This window comes from Pseudomonas sp. xss_2 (assembly GCF_043104195.1).
Lineage (GTDB): Bacteria > Pseudomonadota > Gammaproteobacteria > Pseudomonadales > Pseudomonadaceae > Aquipseudomonas > Aquipseudomonas urmiensis.
The window spans coordinates 1-18088 of the sequence record NZ_JBICKL010000033.1; the positions used below are offsets into that span (position 1 = coordinate 1).

An 18088-nucleotide genomic window follows, 5' to 3' on the forward strand; every position below is an offset into this window, starting at 1 on the left:
CCCACGCCTTCTGAAGGCTCCAGCGAATCAGCCCCCGCTTGAATCTAATCTCTCCAAGCCCGAAGCTTGCAGCATAAAGCCCCGAGAGATTCCGCCCATGGCCCGCCTGCCCACCGCAATCAACCTGCACAAAGCCTCGAAAACCCTGAGCCTGACCTACGGCCCAGATGAGGTCTATCACCTGCCCGCCGAGTTCTTGCGCGTGCACTCGCCCTCCGCCGAGGTCCAGGGCCACGGCAATCCCATCCTGCAATTTGGCAAGATCAACGTCGGCCTCACCGGCCTGGAACCGGCCGGTCAATATGCACTGAAATTGACCTTCGACGACGGCCATGACAGCGGATTGTTCACCTGGGAGTACCTTGAGCAACTGTGCCTGCGCCAAGCGCAGCTGTGGGCGGAGTATCTCGATGAACTGAGCAAGGCCGGAAAATCTCGCGACCCGTCCGAATCAGTGGTCAAACTGATGCTCTAGCTCAGGGCTCTCAAGGATTAGAGCGCATTTTCTAATTTGGTCTGCTTGAATGGCTGCACGAGCGCCAAGCAATGGCTGTCTTGCGCATTACATGAAAGTCGGGTAACCAATGGAGCTGGCAAGTTCCCTGCATTGCTTCTCGGGCAAGCAGGGCCAGGCCGGTTGTTGTAGAGGTCGCGAGCGAAAGCAGGCTGTCTTCACACGCAGAAAAACCCGCAGCTCATCACCGACACGCATCCGGTCGCAGCACCGCTGTTCCTTATCACTGGTCACCCGAGCAAGCAGTACCGGGCAGTCGTCTGTGTACCCGCCACAGCCAACCGGTACTCGTCTCAGGACAACGGAGCGTCGTAGATGAGTAACAAGAACAACGATGAGTTGCAGCGGCAAGCCTCGGAAAACACCCTGGGCCTGAACCCGGTGATCGGGATTCGCCGCAAGGATCTGCTGAGTTCAGCGCGCACCGTTCTGCGTCAAGCCGTGCGCCAGCCGCTGCACAGTGCCAAACATATTGCGCATTTCGGTCTGGAACTGAAAAACGTGCTGCTGGGCAAATCCAGCCTGCACCCCGAGGGCGACGACCGTCGCTTCAACGACCCGGCCTGGAGCCACAACCCGCTCTATCGGCGCTACCTGCAGACCTACCTGGCCTGGCGCAAGGAGCTCAACGACTGGATCAGCGAAAGCGATCTGTCGCCCCAGGACATCAGCCGCGGCCAGTTCGTCATCAACCTGATGACCGAGGCCATGGCACCGACCAACACCCTGTCCAACCCGCAAGCGGTCAAGCGCTTCTTCGAGACCGGCGGCAAGAGCCTGCTCGATGGCCTGTCCAACCTGGCCAAGGACATGGTCAACAACGGCGGCATGCCCAGCCAGGTCAACATGGACGCCTTCGAGGTCGGCAAGAACCTCGGCACCAGCGAAGGTGCAGTGGTCTATCGCAACGATGTGCTGGAGCTGATCCAGTACCGCCCGATCACCGAGCAGGTGCACGCCCGGCCGCTTTTGGTGGTGCCGCCGCAGATCAACAAGTTCTACGTCTTCGACCTTAGCCCGGAGAAGAGCCTGGCGCGCTTCTGCCTGCGCTCGCAGCAGCAGACCTTCATCATCAGCTGGCGCAACCCGACCAAGGCCCAGCGCGAGTGGGGCCTGTCGACCTACATCGATGCGCTCAAGGAAGCGGTCGACGCGGTGCTGGCGATTACCGGCGCCAAGGACCTGAACATGCTCGGCGCCTGCTCCGGTGGCATCACCTGCACCGCGCTGGTCGGCCACTACGCAGCCCTTGGCGAGAACAAGGTCAATGCCCTGACCCTGCTGGTCAGCGTGCTCGACACCACGGTCGACACCCAGGTCGCGCTGTTCGTCGACGAGCAGACCCTGGAAGCGGCCAAGCGCCACTCCTATCAGGCCGGCGTGCTCGAAGGCAGCGACATGGCCAAGGTGTTCGCCTGGATGCGCCCCAACGACCTGATCTGGAACTACTGGGTCAACAATTACCTGCTCGGCAACGAGCCGCCGGTATTCGACATCCTGTTCTGGAACAACGACACCACGCGCTTGCCGGCCGCCTTCCATGGCGACCTGATCGAGATGTTCAAGAACAACCCGCTGACCCGCTCCGAGGCCTTGGAGGTGTGCGGCACGGCCATCGACCTCAAACAGGTCAAGTGCGACATCTACAGCGTCGCCGGCACCGCCGACCACATCACGCCCTGGCAGTCGTGCTACCGCTCGGCGCACCTGTTCGGCGGCAAGATCGAGTTCGTGCTGTCCAACAGCGGGCACATCCAGAGCATTCTCAACCCACCAGGCAACCCCAAGGCGCGCTTCCTGACCGGTGAAGACCGGTCCAACGAGCCGCTGGTCTGGCAAGAGAACGCGAGCAAGCACGCCGACTCCTGGTGGCTGCACTGGCAGAGCTGGCTGGGCGAGCGCGCGGGTGAATTGAAAAAGGCCCCGACGCGCCTGGGCAACCGCGCCTACGCCGCTGGCGAAGCAGCGCCGGGCACCTACGTTCACGAGCGTTGAGCAGGACGCCGTGGCCGCTGCTGGGCGCCACGGCGATTGACCCCTTACCGAGTGTCGCGCATGTCGCAACCCTACGTTTTCAGGACCGTCGAGCTGGACAACCAGTCCATCCGCACCGCGGTCCGCCCAGGCAAACCGCACCTGACGCCGCTGCTGATCTTCAACGGCATCGGCGCCAACCTGGAGCTGGTGTTCCCGTTCATCGAGGCGCTGGATCCGGACCTGGAAGTCATTGCCTTCGACGTGCCCGGCGTCGGCGGTTCCTCGACCCCGCGCCATCCCTATCGCTTTCCTGGGTTGGCCAAGCTGACGGCGCGGATGCTCGATTACCTGGACTACGGCCAGGTCAACGTCATCGGCGTGTCCTGGGGCGGGGCGCTGGCCCAGCAGTTTGCCTACGACTACCCCGAGCGCTGCAAGAAATTGGTGCTGGCTGCTACCGCAGCCGGGGCGGTGATGGTGCCGGGCAAGCCCAAGGTGCTGTGGATGATGGCCAGCCCGCGGCGCTACGTGCAGCCCTCCCATGTGATCCGCATTGCACCGATGATTTATGGCGGTGGTTTTCGCCGCGACCCGGACCTGGCCATGCACCACGCCGCCAAGGTTCGCTCGGGCGGCAAGCTGGGCTACTACTGGCAGCTGTTCGCCGGGCTAGGCTGGACCAGCATTCACTGGCTGCACAAGATCAGCCAGCCGACCCTGGTGCTGGCCGGCGACGACGATCCGCTGATCCCGTTGATCAACATGCGCCTGTTGGCCTGGCGAATTCCCAATGCCCAGCTACACATAATCGACGACGGCCACTTGTTTCTGATCACCCGGGCCGAGGCCGTCGCCCCGATCATCATGAAGTTCCTCCAGCAAGAGCGTCAGCGTGCGGTCATGCATCCCCGCCCCGCCTCCGGTGGTTGAGTGGGGCGCTGTGCTTGGAGGCGCCAACTGGCTTGGTTGTGTCAGTGCCGGCCTTATCGCGGGGCAAGCCCGCTCCCACGCTAACCTGCTTCATCGCGGACTGCGTGGGAGCGGGCTTGCCCCGCGATGAGGCCGCCACGACCGACACCGTAACGACGAGGGAGTGTTGTCATGAAGGAAAAGCCGGCCAAAGGGACCGCACAGGTCCCCGCCACGATCATGAACGTGCAGAACGCCATCACTGGCCTGCGCGGCCGCGATCTGATTAGCACATTGCGCCACGTCGGCCGCCACGGCTTGACCAACCCCTTGCACACCGCCCGCCACTTGCTGGCCCTGGGCGGCCAACTGGGCCGGGTCATGCTCGGCGATACCCCCTACCAGCCGCACCCGCGCGACAGTCGCTTCAAGGATCCCACCTGGAGCCAGAACCCCTTCTACCGGCGCGGCCTGCAGGCCTATCTGGCCTGGCAAAAACAAACCCGGCTGTGGATCGAGGAAAGCTCGCTGTCCGATGACGACCGCGCCCGCGCGCATTTTCTATTCAGCCTGATCAACGATGCCCTGGCCCCGAGCAACTCGCTGCTCAATCCGTTGGCGGTCAAGGAGCTGCTCAACACCGGCGGGCAAAGCCTGGTGCGCGGGTTGAGCCATCTGCTCGATGACCTGCGTCATAACGACGGCCTGCCGCGGCAGGTCGACGAACGCGCCTTCGAGGTCGGCGGCAATGTCGCCACTACCCCAGGTGCGGTGGTGTTTCGCAACGACTTGCTGGAGCTGATCCAGTACAAGCCGATGAGCGAAAAGCAGTACGCCCGGCCGCTGCTGGTGGTGCCACCACAGATCAACAAGTACTACATCTTCGACCTCAGCCCTAGCAACAGCTTCGTCCAGCACATGCTCAAGAACGGCCTACAGGTGTTCATGGTCAGCTGGCGCAACCCCGATCCGCGCCACCGCGAGTGGGGCCTGTCGAGCTACGTGCAGGCGCTGGAAGAAGCGCTCAACGCCTGCCGCAGCATCAGCGGCAATCGCGATCCCAACCTGATGGGCGCCTGTGCCGGCGGCCTGACCATGGCCGCGCTGCAAGGCCACCTGCAGGCCAAGAAGCAGCTGCGCAAGGTGCGCAGCGCTACCTACCTGGTCAGCTTGCTCGACAGCCAGTTCGACAGCCCCGCCAGCTTGTTCGCCGATGAACAGACGGTCGAGGCGGCCAAGCGTCGCTCCTACCAGCGCGGCGTGCTCGATGGCGGCGAGGTGGCGCGGATTTTCGCCTGGATGCGGCCCAACGACCTGATCTGGAACTACTGGGTCAACAACTACCTGCTCGGCAAGACGCCGCCGGCTTTCGACATCCTCTACTGGAACGCCGACAACACCCGCCTGCCCGCCGCGCTGCATGGCGACCTGCTGGATTTTTTCAAACACAACCCACTGACCCACCCCGACGGGCTGGAGGTGTGCGGCACGCCGATCAACCTCAAGCAGGTCGCGCTGGACAGCTTCCACGTCGCCGGCAGCAACGACCACATCACCCCATGGGATGCGGTGTACCGCTCGGCGCAACTGCTCGGTGGCGAGCGGCGCTTCGTACTGGCCAACAGCGGCCACATCCAGAGCATTATCAACCCGCCTGGCAACCCCAAGGCCTACTACCTGGACAACCCCAGGCTATCCAGCGACCCCCGGGCCTGGTTCCACGATGCCACACGCAGCGAAGGCAGTTGGTGGCCGCTGTGGCTGGAGTGGATCAGCCAGCGTTCAGGGCCGCTCAAGGAGCCGCGCGTCGAGTTGGGCAACACCACCTATCCACCCCTGGGGCCGGCACCGGGCACTTACGTATTGGCGCGCTGAACGCATGAAGACCCGTGATCGTATCCTTGAATGCGCCTTGCAGTTGTTCAACCAGCAAGGCGAGCCGAATGTCTCGACCCTGGAAATTGCCAACGAGCTGGGGATCAGCCCAGGCAACCTGTACTACCACTTCCACGGCAAGGAGCCGTTGGTCCATGGCCTGTTCGAGCGCTTCGAGGAGGCATTGATGCCGCTGCTCGACCCGCCACTGGATGTGCGCCTGGATGCCGAGGACTACTGGCTGTTCCTACACCTGATCGTCGAACGCATGGCGCAGTACCGGTTTCTGTTCCAGGACTTGTCCAACCTGACCGGGCGCCTGCCCAAACTGGCGCGCGGCATGCGCAGCCTGATCAACGCGATCAAGCGCACGCTGGCGGCGCTGCTGGCCAGCCTCAAGTCGCAAGGACAGGTAACCAGCGAGACCCAGGCGCTGGGGCAACTGGTGGAGCAGATCACCCTGACCTTGATGTTCTCCCTGGATTACCAGCGCGTGCTGGGCCGTGAGGGCGATGTCGGGGTGGTGGTGTATCAGGTGATGATGCTGGTGGCGCCGCACTTGCAGGCACCGGCGCGCAAGGCCGCCGAGCAGTTGGCGATGAAGTATCTTGAGGGGTGAACATCAGCGCTATAGCGCCTGAAAGCATCGCGGGGCAAGCCCGCTCCCACGCAGCCCGGATGAGTCAGGGCTAACGTGGGAGCGGGCTTGCCCCGCGATAAGGACGACCCGCTATCAGGCCTGAGTGACCGCGCTCACCGGTGCCGACGGCGCGCTGCTAGCGGTAGCTGCGCTTGGCGCGGGTGCCGCAGTAGCGGCGGGCGCCGCACTGGCTGCCGGAGCGGCTGGCTTGGCGGCTGCCGGTTTAGGCGCTGCCTTCTTCGCTGCTGGCTTTTTCGCTGCAGCAGGTTTGGCAGCAGCAGGTTTGGCTGCTGGTTTCGCTGCAGCAGGTTTGGCCGCCGCGGTTTTCGCCGCAGGCTTGGCCGCAGGTTTCGCCGCAGCGGTCTTGGCAGCAGGTTTAGCCGCAGCCTTGGCCAGTGGCTTGGCGGCAGTCTTGCTCGCCGCCGCCTTGGACACCGGCGTAACCGACGCGCCAGTCAGCTTCTCGATCTGCTTGGTCAGCGTATCGACCTGTTGATGCAGAGCCTTGATCTCGTTGCGGCTCGGCACGCCCAGGCGCGAGATGGCGCTGTTCAGGCGTTTGTCGAAGGCCTCTTCAAGCTCGCTCCACTTGCCCAGCGCACGCTCTTTGACATCCGACACCCGCGAAGTGGTGGCAGACTTGGCGCCGTCGGCGGCCGAGTCGACAGTCTTCTTCGCCTGCTTCTCGGCTTTCTCGCCATCCTTGACCAGTTGATCGAACAGCTTGGGGCCGTCTTGATCGACCTTGGAGTAGATACCCAGGCCAGCCAACCAGATCTTGCGGGAGTACTTCTCGATTCCGCCGATCCAGGAGCTGCCTTCTTTTTCGGTGTTCTTCTTGCCAGCCATCCTGCTCTCCTTATGGTTTGCGCGCGACACGCTCGAGCAACTCGTGCAGTTGTTCCAACTTGATGGACAACGCCTCAACGTCATGTTTAGACGGAATGCCGAGGCGATTCAAGCCACGAGCGACACGTGCATCGAAAGCTTTTTCGATCTTGTCGAGCTGAACCTCGACCTTGCCGCGTACGCGGCTGACTTCTTCACTGGCTTCATCGATCTGGTGATTGGCGGCATCGAGCTTCTTGTCGAGGGTTTTCTTGCCACGCTTCTCGACGCTTTCGCCAGCCTTCACCAGCTCTTTGAAGTACTCGCTGCCTTCCTGGCCGACACGGGCGTACGCGCCAATGCCTGCCAGCCAGATTCGACGCGCATAGCTACGCACCTCGCCCAGGGTGCCCTGGGCGTCGTCATTTTTCTTCAAATTGATTTTGGCCATGCTCTGCACCTCACGCTCATAGGGGATGGAGGAACTGCCCATGGATTCAGGGCTTGAGCACAAAGGTAGGGAGAAAAATTAGAATCATCACCCTAAGCGGTGTTGGCTGACAGATTTTGCGGCTGCGTTGCAGCCCATCGCAGGCTTCGCCAGCGCCTCCAGAAGCACGCGGTCCCTGTAGGAGCTGGCAAAGCCTGCGATGGGCCGCAAAGCGGCCCTAATACACGGACTCAGGCCAGCGCCTTATCCAGCGCCCGCTCGATCTCACCCTTGATCGTGCCGCTCATCATCGACAGCATCATGCCCAGCTTGAGCTCGACGCGAATGCTGTCCTCACCAATGTGCACGCTGCCATTGGCGCCGCTGCGCGACACATCAACGCGGTCACCATTCCACTGGGCCTTGAGGTCGTATTCGCGGGTCAGCTTGTCCACCAGCGCCTCGGCCTTGGCGCGGGCGGCGTCGCGGCCGAGGGCGTGTTTGCGTTCAACGCTGATCTGGGTCATGCGGGCAATCCTGAATATGAAGACAATGCCCTCATTATGCCCGCCCCCGCCGCACGGCACACCCCGCCAAGACAAATCCGCCCGTTGCCCCTAGAATGGCGGTAATTTTTTCCGGTGATGCGATATGAACGACCAGCGCAAAGGCGAACACGCCGAACCCACCACTCATTTCGGCTTCAAGGACGTCCCAGAAAGCCAGAAGGCGAAGAAAGTCGCCGAGGTGTTCCACTCGGTGGCCGCCAAATACGACCTGATGAACGACGTCCTCTCCGGCGGCATGCACCGCCTGTGGAAGCGTTTCACCATCGAGCTGTCCGGCGTGCGCAGTGGCAATCGAGTGCTGGACATCGCCGGTGGCACCGGTGACCTGGCAGCCAAGTTCTCGCGCCTGGTCGGCCCTACCGGCCAAGTGGTGCTGGCCGACATCAACGAGTCGATGCTCAAGGTCGGCCGTGACCGCCTGCTCGACCGTGGCGTTGCCGGCAACATCGAGTTCGTCCAGGCCGACGCAGAAAAGCTGCCATTCCCGGACAACCATTTCGACTGCGTGACCATCGCTTTCGGCCTGCGCAACGTGACCCACAAGGACGAAGCCATTCGCTCCATGCTGCGCGTGCTCAAGCCAGGTGGCCGCTTGCTGGTGCTGGAATTCTCCAAGCCGACCAACAAGCTGATGTCCAAGGCCTACGACGCCTACTCGTTCGCCTTCATGCCGCTGGCAGGCAAGCTGATCACCAATGATTCGGAGAGCTACCGCTACCTGGCCGAGTCGATCCGCATGCACCCTGATCAAGAGACCTTGAAGGCCATGATGGTCGATGCCGGCTTCGACCGCGTCACCTACCACAACATGACCAGCGGCATCGTTGCCGTACACCGGGGGATCAAACCCTGATGCTGTTGGCCGGCCTTCTTGCCAGCGTCGAGCATGGCCTTAACCGCATCCTGCGCATGGACAGCACGGCCCTGCCGCGCCTGGCCGCGCTGGAAGGCAAGGTGATCGCCATCGACTGCGTGCAGCCGGCCTTGCAGCTGTACATCCTGCCCGACGCAGACGGTCTGATGCTTGCCGCTCACTGGGAAGGCGAAGCCGACTGCACCCTGCGCGCGCCTGCCGGCAGCCTGGTGCAATTGGCCTTGGCCAAGGACAAGAGCGCCGTGCTGCACAGCCCGCAAGTCCAGCTGCATGGCGACAGCGCCGTGCTGCTCGACCTGGTTGCGGTGCTGCAGGACCTGGAGCTGGACTGGGAGTACGAGCTGTCGCGCTGGCTCGGCCCGGTGCCCACGGCCATGCTCGCCGGCCACGTACGGCTACGTGCACGCTGGACCCGCCAGGGCCTGGCGCGGTTCAGCCAGAACCTGTCCGAGTACCTGGCCGAAGAATCCCGTACCCTGGTCGGGCGCCGCGAAGCGGAAGCTGCATTCAGCGAGCTCGATACCGTGAAAATCGACATAGAACGCCTCGAGGCGCGCATCCGCCGCCTTGCCCGATCCCTTGATATCAGCGATAACGCATGAAGCTGCTCGCCGTCCGCCGTCTGTTGCGCATCCAGCGCGTCGTGATCCGCTACCGCCTCGATGACCTGCTGTTCGACCTGCCCCTGCCTTGGTGGCTGCGCAGCCTGCGCCTGCTCATGCCCTGGCGCTGGCTGCCGCGCAAGGCCTCCGAGCTCAGCCGCGGTGCACGCCTGCGCCTGGCCCTGCAGGATCTGGGGCCGATCTTCATCAAGTTCGGCCAACTGCTGTCGACCCGCCGCGACCTGCTGCCGATCGACATCGCCGATGAGTTGATGCTGCTGCAGGACCGCGTCCCTCCGTTCGACCCCAAGCAAGCAGTCGCGCTGATCGAGGAACAGCTCGGGGCCAAGGTCGGTGAAGTGTTCAGCCGCTTCGACGTCGAGCCGCTGGCTTCGGCATCTGTGGCCCAAGTGCATGCGGCGCGCCTGAAAACCGGTGAAGAGGTGGTGGTCAAAGTGGTACGCCCGGGCTTGAAGCCGGTGATCGCCCAAGACCTCGCCTGGCTGTTCCTGATCGCCAAGGGCGCCGAGCGGGTTTCTGCCGATGCCCGCCTGCTGCACCCGGTGGAAGTGGTCGGCGACTACGAAAAAACCATCTACGACGAGCTCGACCTGCTGCGGGAGGCGGCCAACGCCAGCCAACTGCGACGCAACTTCGAAGGTTCGGAGCTGATGTACGTGCCGCAAGTGTATTGGGACCTGTGCCGGCCAAAAGTGCTGGTGATGGAGCGCATCTATGGCGTGCCGGTCACCGACATGGTGACCCTGGCCGACCAGCGCACCGACATGAAGCTGCTGGCCGAGCGTGGCGTGGAGGTGTTCTTCACCCAGGTGTTCCGCGACAGCTTCTTCCATGCCGACATGCACCCAGGCAACATCTTCGTCAGCACCGTCAAGCCGTGGAGCCCGCAGTACATCGCCATCGACTGCGGCATCGTCGGCAGCCTCACCGCCGAAGACCAGGACTACCTCGCACGCAACCTGATCGCCTTCTTCAAGCGCGACTATCGCCGCGTGGCACAGTTGCACATCGACTCCGGCTGGGTGCCGGCGCATACCAAGGTCAACGAATTCGAAGCGGCGATTCGCACCGTGTGCGAGCCGATCTTCGAAAAACCGCTCAAGGACATCTCCTTTGGCCAGGTGCTGATGCGCCTGTTCCAGACCGCCCGGCGCTTCAACATGGAAGTCCAGCCGCAGCTGGTACTGCTGCAAAAGACCTTGCTCAACATCGAAGGCCTGGGCCGCCAGCTGTACCCCGACCTGGACCTGTGGAGCACGGCCAAGCCGTATCTGGAGCGCTGGATGCGTGACCGCATGAGCCCCAAGGCGGTGTTCGGCAACCTGTACAGCCAGGCCGAGCAGCTGCCGCACCTGGCCGACATGACCCGCGACCTGCTCGAACGCCTGTCGCAGCCGCACCTGCACGACCCGCAACTGCCCGAGCGCCGTCGCCAAACCGACAACTGGGCGCTGCGCCTGCTCGGCGCCGGCCTGCTCGGCGGCGGCGCGACCCTGGCAGCCGGCGCGGTCAGTCTCAGCGCCCCCGCTGCCTGGCCGGCCTGGCTGATGCTCGCGGCCGGCCTTTACCTGATCGTGCGCCGATAGCCAGCCGCGCCGCTGGCTGGCACACTAGCGCAACAGGCCCGGTACAGGAGCGGGCCCGGTTTTGGAGTCGACGATGAAAGACTGGCTGGACGAGATCAAGTGGAACAGCGATGGCCTGGTACCGGCGATCGCCCAGGACCACCAGACCGGACGCGTGCTGATGATGGCCTGGATGAACCGCGAATCGCTGGCCTTGACCGCCGCCGAGCAGCGCGCCATCTACTGGTCGCGCTCGCGTGGCAAGCTGTGGCGTAAAGGTGAAGAGTCTGGCCACGTGCAGAAACTGCATGAAATGCGCCTGGACTGCGACGCCGACGTGATCATCCTGATGGTCGAACAACTGGGCCAGATCGCCTGCCATACCGGCCGCGAAAGCTGCTTCTACCGGGTCTATGAAAATGGCCAGTGGAACACCGTCGACCCAGTCCTGAAAGATCCCGATGCAATTTACAGCGCAGGACACTGACATGAGCGATACCCTGACTCGTCTGGCCGAAGTTCTGGAGGCCCGCAAAGGCGCGGCCCCGGACAGCTCGTATGTGGCCAGCCTGTACCACAAGGGCCTGAACAAGATCCTTGAGAAAGTCGGCGAAGAATCGGTAGAAACCATCATCGCGGCCAAAGACGCCGAACACAGCGGTGATTACAGCGATGTCATCTACGAGACCGCAGACTTGTGGTTCCATAGCCTGGTGATGCTCAGCGCGCTGGGCCAACACCCACAAGCGGTGCTGGACGAACTGGACCGCCGCTTCGGCCTGTCCGGCCACGACGAAAAAGCCGCCCGGCAAAGCTGACCCGTGGGAGCGGGCTTGCCCCGCGGTAGCGTCGGCTCGGCCAACACATCATTCAAGGGAGTACACCATGGGTATTTTTGACTGGAAACACTGGATCGTCCTGCTGGTCGTCGTGGTCCTGGTGTTCGGCACCAAGAAGCTGAAAAACTTCGGCGGTGACCTGGGCGAGTCGATCAAGGGCTTTCGCAAAGCCATGAGCGACGAAGAGAACAAGCCCGCCGAGCAGACCCCGCCACCGGTGCAGCCCGTGCCACCCACCCAGCAGCCGCACAACACCGCGCCGCTGAACCAGACGCACACCACCATCGAAGGCCAGGCCCAGCCGGTCCAAGAGCCACAGCGGAAAGACTGACCCATGTTTGGCATCAGCTTCAGCGAGCTGCTGCTCGTCGGCCTGGTCGCCCTGGTGGTGCTCGGCCCCGAGCGTCTGCCGGGCGCCGCGCGCACTGCGGGGCTGTGGATCGGGCGTCTCAAGCGCAGCTTCAACAGCATCAAGATGGAAGTCGAGCGCGAAATCGGTGCCGACGACATCCGCCGCCAGCTGCACAACGAGCACATCCTGTCGATGGAACAGGAGGCTCGGCGCATCCTCAATCCGCTGGCCGAACCCGCCAAGCCAGCCGAAACGCCGGCCGCCGCCAGCACGCCTGCAGCCGCTGCGCCAGAGCAAGGCGCAGCGCCAGCCAGCGGCCACGCGGCTACTCCAGCCGATGCCAGCACGCCCGCCAGCCCTGCTACCCCTCCTGAGCCACCCCAGACGCCACGAGTCCCATGAGCGATAGACCGGAACACGATCAGCCAATGCCGCTGGTCTCGCACCTGACCGAATTGCGCACGCGCCTGCTGCGCTGCGTTGTCGTTGTCTTCCTGATCTTCGCCGGACTGTTCTCGTTCGCCCAACAGATCTACACCCTGGTCTCGGCGCCGCTGCGCGATCACTTGCCGGCCAATGCAACGATGATCGCCACCGACGTGGCCTCGCCGTTCCTCACGCCGTTCAAGCTGACCATGATCGTCGCGCTGTTCCTAGCGATTCCGTTCATTCTCCAGCAGATCTGGGGCTTCATCGCACCGGGTCTGTATCGCCACGAGAAGCGCATCGCCATTCCGCTGCTGATTTCCAGCATCCTGCTGTTCTACGCCGGGATGGCCTTCGCCTACTTCCTGGTGTTCCCGCTGATCTTCGGCTTCTTCGCCAGCGCCACGCCGGAAGGGGTGTCGATGATGACCGACATCGCCAGTTACCTCGATTTCGTCATGACCCTGTTCTTCGCCTTCGGCGTCGCCTTCGAAATCCCTGTGGCGGTGGTGCTGCTGGTGTGGATCGGCGTAGTCGACGTCAAGTACCTGAAGAAGATTCGCCCGTACGTGATCATCGGCTGCTTCGTGGTCGGCATGATCCTGACCCCGCCAGACATCTTCTCGCAGACCCTGCTCGCCGTGCCGATGTGGCTGTTGTTCGAGATCGGCGTGCTGTGCGGCGGCCTGATCCGCAAGCGCGACCCTGTCGACGAGGCTGGCGCAGACGACCACAACGACCAGCCGCCAGCGACCCAGCCATGAACCTGTTGTTGCTCGAAGAGGCCGATTTCATCGCGGCCGACCGCGTCGTGCTGGCTGATCGTCGCTTCACCCACATGCAGGAAATCCACCGCGTTGCAGTGGGTGACAGCCTGCGCGTGGGGCGTATCAACGGGCTGATGGGCCAGGCCACAGTGGTACGCCTGGAGGGCCATGAGGCCGAATTGCAGGTCGCCTTCGACCAGCAACCCCCAGCCAAACTGCCACTGACCCTGGTACTGGCGGTACCGCGCCCGAAAATGCTCCGGCGCTTGTTCCAGACCGTCGCCACCCTGGGCGTGCCCCGGCTGATCCTGGTCAACAGCTACAAAGTCGAGAAGAGCTTCTGGCAGACGCCGTTTCTCAACCCCGAGACGATCCGTGACAACCTGATCCTCGGCCTTGAGCAGGCTCGCGACACGGTACTGCCGCAAGTGATCATCGAGAAACGCTTCAAGCCGTTCGTCGAAGACCGCCTGCCCGCCATCGCCGCAGGCACCCTCGGCCTAGTCGGTCACCCCGGGCCCTACCCTGCCTGCCCCCGCGCCGTGAACGAGCCGGTAACTTTGGCGATTGGCCCCGAAGGTGGCTGGATCCCCTACGAAGTCGAGCTATTGGGCAAGGCTGGCCTGGCACCGGTGCAACTGGGCGAACGCATCCTGCGCGTAGAGACTGCCGTCACGGCGTTGCTGTCACGAATTTTCTGACGCATCAGTCAGACCTTTCCCCCCATCAAGTTTCCCCGGCGCAAGCCGATGGCCTTTGCAGCACAACAATAATCTGCGCTGCCAAACGCCGGGGAGTCGAACATGTACCAGTGGTTTGCCCAGTCTCTGGGAAATATGAGTGTCAGCCGCAAGCTGGGCTTTGGCTTTGGCCTGGTCTTGTTGTTGACCTTGGCCATCACCTTGACCGGATGGTTCGGTGTGGACAGTGTCACCAGCCGCGGCGATAAGCTCGGCAATATCTCGGTGATCCATCAAGGCACCCAGGAATTGCGCATCGCCCGTCAGCACTACGCGCGTGATCGCAATGAAGCCTCGGTAGCCGAACTGGAAAAAGCCCTGAGCAGCTTGCAGAACCAGGTGCAGTTCATGCTCGGCCAGATCGAGCTGCCCGACGACCTCAAGCGCCTGGAGCAGCAGCGCGAAGCGGTGCGGCAGTACCAGCAGGCATTCCAGCAGCTTAGACAGGCTGATCAGCAGCGCACTGCTGGCCGCCAAGTGCTGGGCGACAGCGCCGACAAAGCCGCCGAGCTGATCAGCAAGGTCCAGCAACGCCTGCTGCAAGGCGGTGATATCGGCCAGTACCAGGAGGCCGTCGAAGTCAGCGCCCAACTGCAACAGGCGCGCTTCCAGGTCCGGGGCTACACCTACAGCAGCAAAGCAGAGTTCCAGCGCACCGCGCTCGATGCCATCGACCAGGCCATGCCAATACTCAAGGCACTGCCGGGCAAAGTCGGCGCCGAGCACGCTGCCAGCCTGGACGACGCAGCGAGCGCGCTGGCCGCCTATCGGGATGCCGTGATCCAGGTCGGCAATGCCCAGGATGCCAGCGAGCAGGCACTCAAGCACATGGCCGAGCAAGGCACGATCCTGCTCGACACTGCGCAGCAGATGACCCGCTCGCAAACCCAGGTTCGCGACCAAGGCACCCAACAGGCCAAGACCCTGCTTGCCGGCGCCACCGCCCTGGCGCTGCTGCTCGGGCTGATCGCGGCCTGGGCGATCACCCGGCAGATCATCGTGCCCCTGCGCCAGACCCTGACCGCCGCCGAGCGGGTCGCGGCAGGCGACCTGACCCAGAACCTGCAAGTGGACCGCCGCGACGAGCTGGGCCAGCTACAAGCCAGCATGCAGCGCATGACCCTGAGCCTGCGCGAGCTGATCGGCGGCATCGGCGACGGCGTCACCCAGATCGCCAGTGCTGCCGAGGAGCTTTCGGCGGTGACCGAACAGACCAGCGCGGGGGTCAACAACCAGAAGGTCGAGACTGACCAGGTCGCCACCGCGATGAACGAAATGGCGGCCACCGTGCATGAGGTCGCGCGCAACGCCGAACAGGCCTCGGAAGCGGCGCTGGTAGCCGACCAGCAGGCCCGTGAAGGCGACCGCGTGGTTGGCGAAGCCATCGCCCAGATCGAGCGCCTGGCCGGCGAGGTGGTCAACTCCAGCGAGGCGATGAACCAGCTCAAGGCAGAAAGCGACAAGATCGGCAGCGTGCTGGATGTGATCAAGGCAGTGGCCCAGCAGACCAACTTGTTGGCGCTCAACGCCGCCATCGAGGCTGCCCGCGCAGGCGAGGCCGGGCGCGGCTTTGCCGTGGTCGCCGACGAAGTGCGCAGCCTGGCCCAACGCACCCAGCAATCGACCGAAGAGATCGAGGAACTGATCGCCAGCTTGCAGACCGGCACGCAACGCGTGGCCAGTGTCATGGACGCCAGCCGCGGCTTGACCGACAGCAGCGTCGAACTGACCCGTCGTGCGGGTGGTTCTCTTGAAACCATTACCCGCACGGTGTCCTCGATCCAGGCGATGAACCAGCAGATTGCTACCGCCGCAGAACAGCAGAGCGCGGTGGCCGAAGAGATCAACCGCAGCGTGATGAACGTGCGGGATATTTCTGACCAGACCTCAGCGGCTAGCGAGGAGACCGCCAGCTCCAGCGTTGAACTGGCCAGGCTGGGTACCCACTTGCAGGGGTTGGTGGGTAAGTTCCGGCTCTGATGGGTGTCGTTGAGGGCCTCTCGCGGGCAAGCCCACTCCTACAGGGCTTGCCCGCGAAGAGGCCCTCGATCACAGCACAACACCCAAGTTAATTCCCGCTCACTTAAGCGACTTTTCCTACACAACTTACAGGTCCAGTCCCACACCCCCTCTGCCGATGAGCAGGGATGGCCATATCACGTGGCCATCACTCTATTGGACGGAGGCATACCATGTTCGCAAACTTCAATCGCAGGTTAGGCAACCTGAGCGTAGGACTGAAGCTCGCCCTGGGCTTCGCGGTCGTGCTGCTGCTCACCCTTGCCACCACGGTCAGTGGCTGGCGCGCCCTCGATGACGCCATCACCCGCTCGCAACAGCTGAGCGAAATCGTTCTGATCAATGAGCTGAGCAAAGACTTGCGCGCCGAGCGCATTACCTTCCGCGTGCTTGCCGATGACACCAGCAAGGCGCGCATTGCCCACATCCTTGAACAGTTGCAGCACATGCTCAGCACCCTGCAACAACGCAGCAGTGTCGAAGATTCACGGCAGCTGCTCACGCAGAAACTGCAACAACTGCAGCGGCTGCGTGACGACTTCGCCGCCCTGCTACGTGCGGTCGATCTGCGCGGCCAGACCCGCAGCACCTTGCAGGCGCAGGGAGAAAAGCTCGATGAGGTCATCGACGAGCTACAGACCCAGGCCCTGCTTAGAATGCCCGCTGACAACCAGCAAAGCGGTGTACTGGGGTTGATGGACAGCCTGTCGCGTCATATCGACAACGCCGCGCAACAAAGCCTGGTGCCGGCCTACACCTTCTCCCCCATCGAAGACTTCGCCACGGTTGGCGATACGGCCTTGAATGCTGCTGACGTCGCGCTTGACCAGCTACTCAGGGCCTTGGCCCGGCTCGAATTGCCGCGCAGCCTGATGGAGCAGCCTGCTGCGCAGCTAGCAAGGTATCGCAGCAGCCTTGAGCAATACCGTCGCGCGGCAATCAACGTCGAACAGTTGCAGAACAACATGGAGAAGATCGGCGACGAACTCAGCGCAGCGAGCATCGCGCTGGGCGAACAGAAGGTCGAGCAGCGGGACCATGAAGCGCTGGCGGCGCGCTCGCTGCTGACCACGGTCGCTTTGCTGGCATTGCTGCTGGGTATCGCCGCCGGCTGGGTGATCACCCGGCAGATTACCCAGCCGCTACGCCAGACCCTGGCCCAGGCTGCGCGCATCTCCCGCGGCGACCTAAGCCAATTGGAGCCGGTCACACGCCGCGATGAAATGGGCCAGTTGCAGGCGAGCATGCGCGACATGACCCTGAGCTTGCGTGAGCTGATCGGCGGCATCGACCAAGGTGTCAGCCAGTTATCCAGTGCAGCCTCGCAACTGGCAAATGCCAGCGAAGACACCAAAGAGCGGATCAACCAACAGCGCGAAGAGACCGACCAGGTGGCCACCGCGATGAACCAGATGAGCGCCACGGTGCAGGAAGTGGCACAAAATGCCGAGCAGGCCTCGCAAGCCGCGACCACTGCCGATCATCAGGCGCAGCTTGGCGATGAAGTGGTGGCCCAGGCGGTCGCGCAGATCGAGCAGTTGGCCGGGCAGATGGATCATTGCCTACGGGCCATGCATCACCTGGCGGGGGAAAGCCTGCGCATCGGCAGCATTCTCGATGTGATCAAGTCGGTGTCAGAGCAGACCAACCTGCTCGCGCTCAATGCCGCCATCGAGGCCGCCCGCGCGGGTGAAGCGGGGCGCGGCTTCGCGGTGGTCGCTGATGAGGTCAGAGGTTTGGCCCAGCGCACCCAGCAATCGACCGAAGAGATCGAGCAACTGATCGCCAGCTTGCACAGTGGCACAGACGAGGTCACTGGCCTGCTCGACAGCAGCAAGCAACTTACCGAACAAAGCGTGGAGCTAAGCCGTAAGGCCGGTGACGCGCTGGGGCAAATCACCCAGACAGTTTCCAGCATCCAGGGCATGAACCAGCAGATTGCCACGGCCAGCGAGGAGCAGAGTGTGGTCGCCGAGCAGATCAATCGCAGCGTGATCAATGTGCGGCAAGTGTCGGATCAGACCAGTGCTGCCAGTGAGCAGACGGCGGCTTCCAGTGGCGAGCTGGAGCAGTTGGGGCAGCAATTGCGCGGGATGGTAGGGCGGTTCAATCTTTAACAACGCGCATCAACGTGGGAGCGG

General features: G+C 63.2%; 19 protein-coding genes and 2 pseudogenes. 18 read left to right on the forward strand and 3 right to left on the reverse strand.

Annotation, left to right across the window (positions count from 1 at the left end; translation table 11 throughout):
• Positions 1 to 97 precede the first annotated feature (97 nt).
• From ACF8K2_RS04785 to ACF8K2_RS04805, 5 genes are all read left to right on the forward strand, one after another.
• Positions 98 to 475 carry a gamma-butyrobetaine hydroxylase-like domain-containing protein gene (locus tag ACF8K2_RS04785; RefSeq protein WP_186557362.1) on the forward strand — a complete coding sequence of 126 codons (378 nt, stop codon included), beginning with the start codon at positions 98 to 100 and terminating at the stop codon, positions 473 to 475.
• Between the two features lie 354 nt (positions 476 to 829).
• The gene (phaC, locus tag ACF8K2_RS04790) at positions 830 to 2509 is read left to right on the forward strand and encodes a class II poly(R)-hydroxyalkanoic acid synthase (RefSeq protein WP_368972529.1); all 1680 of its coding nucleotides are present in this window, start codon (positions 830 to 832) and stop codon (positions 2507 to 2509) included.
• Positions 2510 to 2569: 60 nt separating this feature from the next.
• Positions 2570 to 3421 carry a poly(3-hydroxyalkanoate) depolymerase gene (gene phaZ, locus ACF8K2_RS04795; RefSeq protein WP_186557360.1) on the forward strand — a complete coding sequence of 284 codons (852 nt, stop codon included), beginning with the start codon at positions 2570 to 2572 and terminating at the stop codon, positions 3419 to 3421.
• 171 nt (positions 3422 to 3592) lie between these two features.
• On the forward strand, positions 3593 to 5275 hold the full coding sequence (phaC, locus tag ACF8K2_RS04800; protein ID WP_392463704.1) for a class II poly(R)-hydroxyalkanoic acid synthase: 1683 nt from the start codon (positions 3593 to 3595) through the stop codon (positions 5273 to 5275).
• 4 nt (positions 5276 to 5279) lie between these two features.
• The gene (locus ACF8K2_RS04805) at positions 5280 to 5894 is read left to right on the forward strand and encodes a TetR/AcrR family transcriptional regulator (protein WP_186557358.1); all 615 of its coding nucleotides are present in this window, start codon (positions 5280 to 5282) and stop codon (positions 5892 to 5894) included.
• Between the two features lie 114 nt (positions 5895 to 6008).
• On the opposite strand, the gene ACF8K2_RS04810 is transcribed toward ACF8K2_RS04805, so the two are convergent.
• The 3 genes from ACF8K2_RS04810 to ACF8K2_RS04820 form a co-directional block, all read right to left on the reverse strand.
• Positions 6009 to 6764, reverse strand: coding sequence for a phasin family protein (locus tag ACF8K2_RS04810; protein ID WP_392463706.1), 756 nt, complete (start codon positions 6762 to 6764; stop codon positions 6009 to 6011).
• Positions 6765 to 6774: 10 nt separating this feature from the next.
• Positions 6775 to 7194: a phasin family protein gene (locus ACF8K2_RS04815; protein WP_392463707.1), complete on the reverse strand. Its 420-nt coding sequence runs from the start codon at positions 7192 to 7194 to the stop codon at positions 6775 to 6777.
• 230 nt (positions 7195 to 7424) lie between these two features.
• Entirely contained in the window at positions 7425 to 7700 is a 276-nt protein-coding gene (locus ACF8K2_RS04820; protein WP_186557355.1) for a polyhydroxyalkanoic acid system family protein, read from the reverse strand.
• A gap of 124 nt (positions 7701 to 7824) precedes the next feature.
• On the opposite strand from ACF8K2_RS04820, the gene ubiE reads away from it, so the two are divergent.
• The 13 genes and pseudogenes from ubiE (at position 7825) to ACF8K2_RS04885 (ending at position 18064) form a co-directional block, all read left to right on the forward strand.
• Positions 7825 to 8595: a bifunctional demethylmenaquinone methyltransferase/2-methoxy-6-polyprenyl-1,4-benzoquinol methylase UbiE gene (ubiE, locus tag ACF8K2_RS04825; protein ID WP_186557354.1), complete on the forward strand. Its 771-nt coding sequence runs from the start codon at positions 7825 to 7827 to the stop codon at positions 8593 to 8595.
• The gene (locus tag ACF8K2_RS04830) at positions 8595 to 9218 is read left to right on the forward strand and encodes an SCP2 domain-containing protein (RefSeq protein WP_392463709.1); all 624 of its coding nucleotides are present in this window, start codon (positions 8595 to 8597) and stop codon (positions 9216 to 9218) included. Before ubiE ends, ACF8K2_RS04830 begins: the two co-directional genes overlap by 1 nt.
• Positions 9215 to 10825: a ubiquinone biosynthesis regulatory protein kinase UbiB gene (gene ubiB / locus ACF8K2_RS04835; protein ID WP_186557352.1), complete on the forward strand. Its 1611-nt coding sequence runs from the start codon at positions 9215 to 9217 to the stop codon at positions 10823 to 10825. Before ACF8K2_RS04830 ends, ubiB begins: the two co-directional genes overlap by 4 nt.
• A gap of 73 nt (positions 10826 to 10898) precedes the next feature.
• Positions 10899 to 11291: a phosphoribosyl-AMP cyclohydrolase gene (gene hisI / locus ACF8K2_RS04840; RefSeq protein ID WP_186557351.1), complete on the forward strand. Its 393-nt coding sequence runs from the start codon at positions 10899 to 10901 to the stop codon at positions 11289 to 11291.
• 1 nt (position 11292) lies between these two features.
• The gene (locus tag ACF8K2_RS04845) at positions 11293 to 11622 is read left to right on the forward strand and encodes a phosphoribosyl-ATP diphosphatase (RefSeq protein WP_186557350.1); all 330 of its coding nucleotides are present in this window, start codon (positions 11293 to 11295) and stop codon (positions 11620 to 11622) included.
• A 67-nt stretch (positions 11623 to 11689) separates the two neighbouring features.
• Positions 11690 to 11974 carry a twin-arginine translocase TatA/TatE family subunit gene (locus ACF8K2_RS04850; protein ID WP_186557349.1) on the forward strand — a complete coding sequence of 95 codons (285 nt, stop codon included), beginning with the start codon at positions 11690 to 11692 and terminating at the stop codon, positions 11972 to 11974.
• 3 nt (positions 11975 to 11977) lie between these two features.
• Positions 11978 to 12397 (forward strand): Sec-independent protein translocase protein TatB, encoded by a 420-nt coding sequence (tatB, locus tag ACF8K2_RS04855; protein WP_186557348.1) that lies wholly within the window; start codon positions 11978 to 11980, stop codon positions 12395 to 12397.
• Positions 12394 to 13185, forward strand: a complete 792-nt coding sequence (gene tatC / locus ACF8K2_RS04860) for a twin-arginine translocase subunit TatC (protein ID WP_312156097.1) — start codon at positions 12394 to 12396, stop codon at positions 13183 to 13185. The genes tatB and tatC overlap by 4 nt, the downstream gene beginning before the upstream one ends.
• A complete protein-coding gene (locus ACF8K2_RS04865) occupies positions 13182 to 13889 on the forward strand; it encodes a 16S rRNA (uracil(1498)-N(3))-methyltransferase (RefSeq protein WP_186557346.1) in 708 nt (235 codons plus the stop codon). Before tatC ends, ACF8K2_RS04865 begins: the two co-directional genes overlap by 4 nt.
• A gap of 135 nt (positions 13890 to 14024) precedes the next feature.
• A pseudogene (locus tag ACF8K2_RS04870) lies at positions 14025 to 15053 on the forward strand (methyl-accepting chemotaxis protein); the annotation flags it as partial.
• Positions 15054 to 15194: 141 nt separating this feature from the next.
• On the forward strand, positions 15195 to 15908 hold the full coding sequence (locus tag ACF8K2_RS04875; RefSeq protein WP_392463712.1) for a methyl-accepting chemotaxis protein: 714 nt from the start codon (positions 15195 to 15197) through the stop codon (positions 15906 to 15908).
• A 212-nt stretch (positions 15909 to 16120) separates the two neighbouring features.
• Positions 16121 to 17161: pseudogene (locus tag ACF8K2_RS04880) on the forward strand (methyl-accepting chemotaxis protein); the annotation flags it as partial.
• Between the two features lie 198 nt (positions 17162 to 17359).
• Positions 17360 to 18064, forward strand: coding sequence for a methyl-accepting chemotaxis protein (locus ACF8K2_RS04885; RefSeq protein ID WP_392463713.1), 705 nt, complete (start codon positions 17360 to 17362; stop codon positions 18062 to 18064).
• Positions 18065 to 18088: the final 24 nt, after the last annotated feature.

What these genes read in the sequence shown, in the direction of transcription:
- phaC (WP_368972529.1), top strand. Translation starts at nt 830, where the DNA reads ATGAGTAACAAGAACAACGATGAGTTGCAGCGGCAAGCCTCGGAAAAC.
- ACF8K2_RS04850 (WP_186557349.1), top strand. Translation starts at nt 11,690, where the DNA reads ATGGGTATTTTTGACTGGAAACACTGGATCGTCCTGCTGGTCGTCGTG.
- ubiB (WP_186557352.1), top strand. Translation starts at nt 9,215, where the DNA reads ATGAAGCTGCTCGCCGTCCGCCGTCTGTTGCGCATCCAGCGCGTCGTG.
- tatC (WP_312156097.1), top strand. Translation starts at nt 12,394, where the DNA reads ATGAGCGATAGACCGGAACACGATCAGCCAATGCCGCTGGTCTCGCAC.
- ubiE (WP_186557354.1), top strand. Translation starts at nt 7,825, where the DNA reads ATGAACGACCAGCGCAAAGGCGAACACGCCGAACCCACCACTCATTTC.
- phaC (WP_392463704.1), top strand. Translation starts at nt 3,593, where the DNA reads ATGAAGGAAAAGCCGGCCAAAGGGACCGCACAGGTCCCCGCCACGATC.
- ACF8K2_RS04810 (WP_392463706.1), bottom strand. Translation starts at nt 6,764, where the DNA reads ATGGCTGGCAAGAAGAACACCGAAAAAGAAGGCAGCTCCTGGATCGGC.
- tatB (WP_186557348.1), top strand. Translation starts at nt 11,978, where the DNA reads ATGTTTGGCATCAGCTTCAGCGAGCTGCTGCTCGTCGGCCTGGTCGCC.
- ACF8K2_RS04815 (WP_392463707.1), bottom strand. Translation starts at nt 7,194, where the DNA reads ATGGCCAAAATCAATTTGAAGAAAAATGACGACGCCCAGGGCACCCTG.
- ACF8K2_RS04820 (WP_186557355.1), bottom strand. Translation starts at nt 7,700, where the DNA reads ATGACCCAGATCAGCGTTGAACGCAAACACGCCCTCGGCCGCGACGCC.
- ACF8K2_RS04805 (WP_186557358.1), top strand. Translation starts at nt 5,280, where the DNA reads ATGAAGACCCGTGATCGTATCCTTGAATGCGCCTTGCAGTTGTTCAAC.
- phaZ (WP_186557360.1), top strand. Translation starts at nt 2,570, where the DNA reads ATGTCGCAACCCTACGTTTTCAGGACCGTCGAGCTGGACAACCAGTCC.
- ACF8K2_RS04865 (WP_186557346.1), top strand. Translation starts at nt 13,182, where the DNA reads ATGAACCTGTTGTTGCTCGAAGAGGCCGATTTCATCGCGGCCGACCGC.
- ACF8K2_RS04785 (WP_186557362.1), top strand. Translation starts at nt 98, where the DNA reads ATGGCCCGCCTGCCCACCGCAATCAACCTGCACAAAGCCTCGAAAACC.
- ACF8K2_RS04830 (WP_392463709.1), top strand. Translation starts at nt 8,595, where the DNA reads ATGCTGTTGGCCGGCCTTCTTGCCAGCGTCGAGCATGGCCTTAACCGC.
- ACF8K2_RS04885 (WP_392463713.1), top strand. Translation starts at nt 17,360, where the DNA reads ATGAGCGCCACGGTGCAGGAAGTGGCACAAAATGCCGAGCAGGCCTCG.
- ACF8K2_RS04875 (WP_392463712.1), top strand. Translation starts at nt 15,195, where the DNA reads ATGAACGAAATGGCGGCCACCGTGCATGAGGTCGCGCGCAACGCCGAA.
- ACF8K2_RS04845 (WP_186557350.1), top strand. Translation starts at nt 11,293, where the DNA reads ATGAGCGATACCCTGACTCGTCTGGCCGAAGTTCTGGAGGCCCGCAAA.
- hisI (WP_186557351.1), top strand. Translation starts at nt 10,899, where the DNA reads ATGAAAGACTGGCTGGACGAGATCAAGTGGAACAGCGATGGCCTGGTA.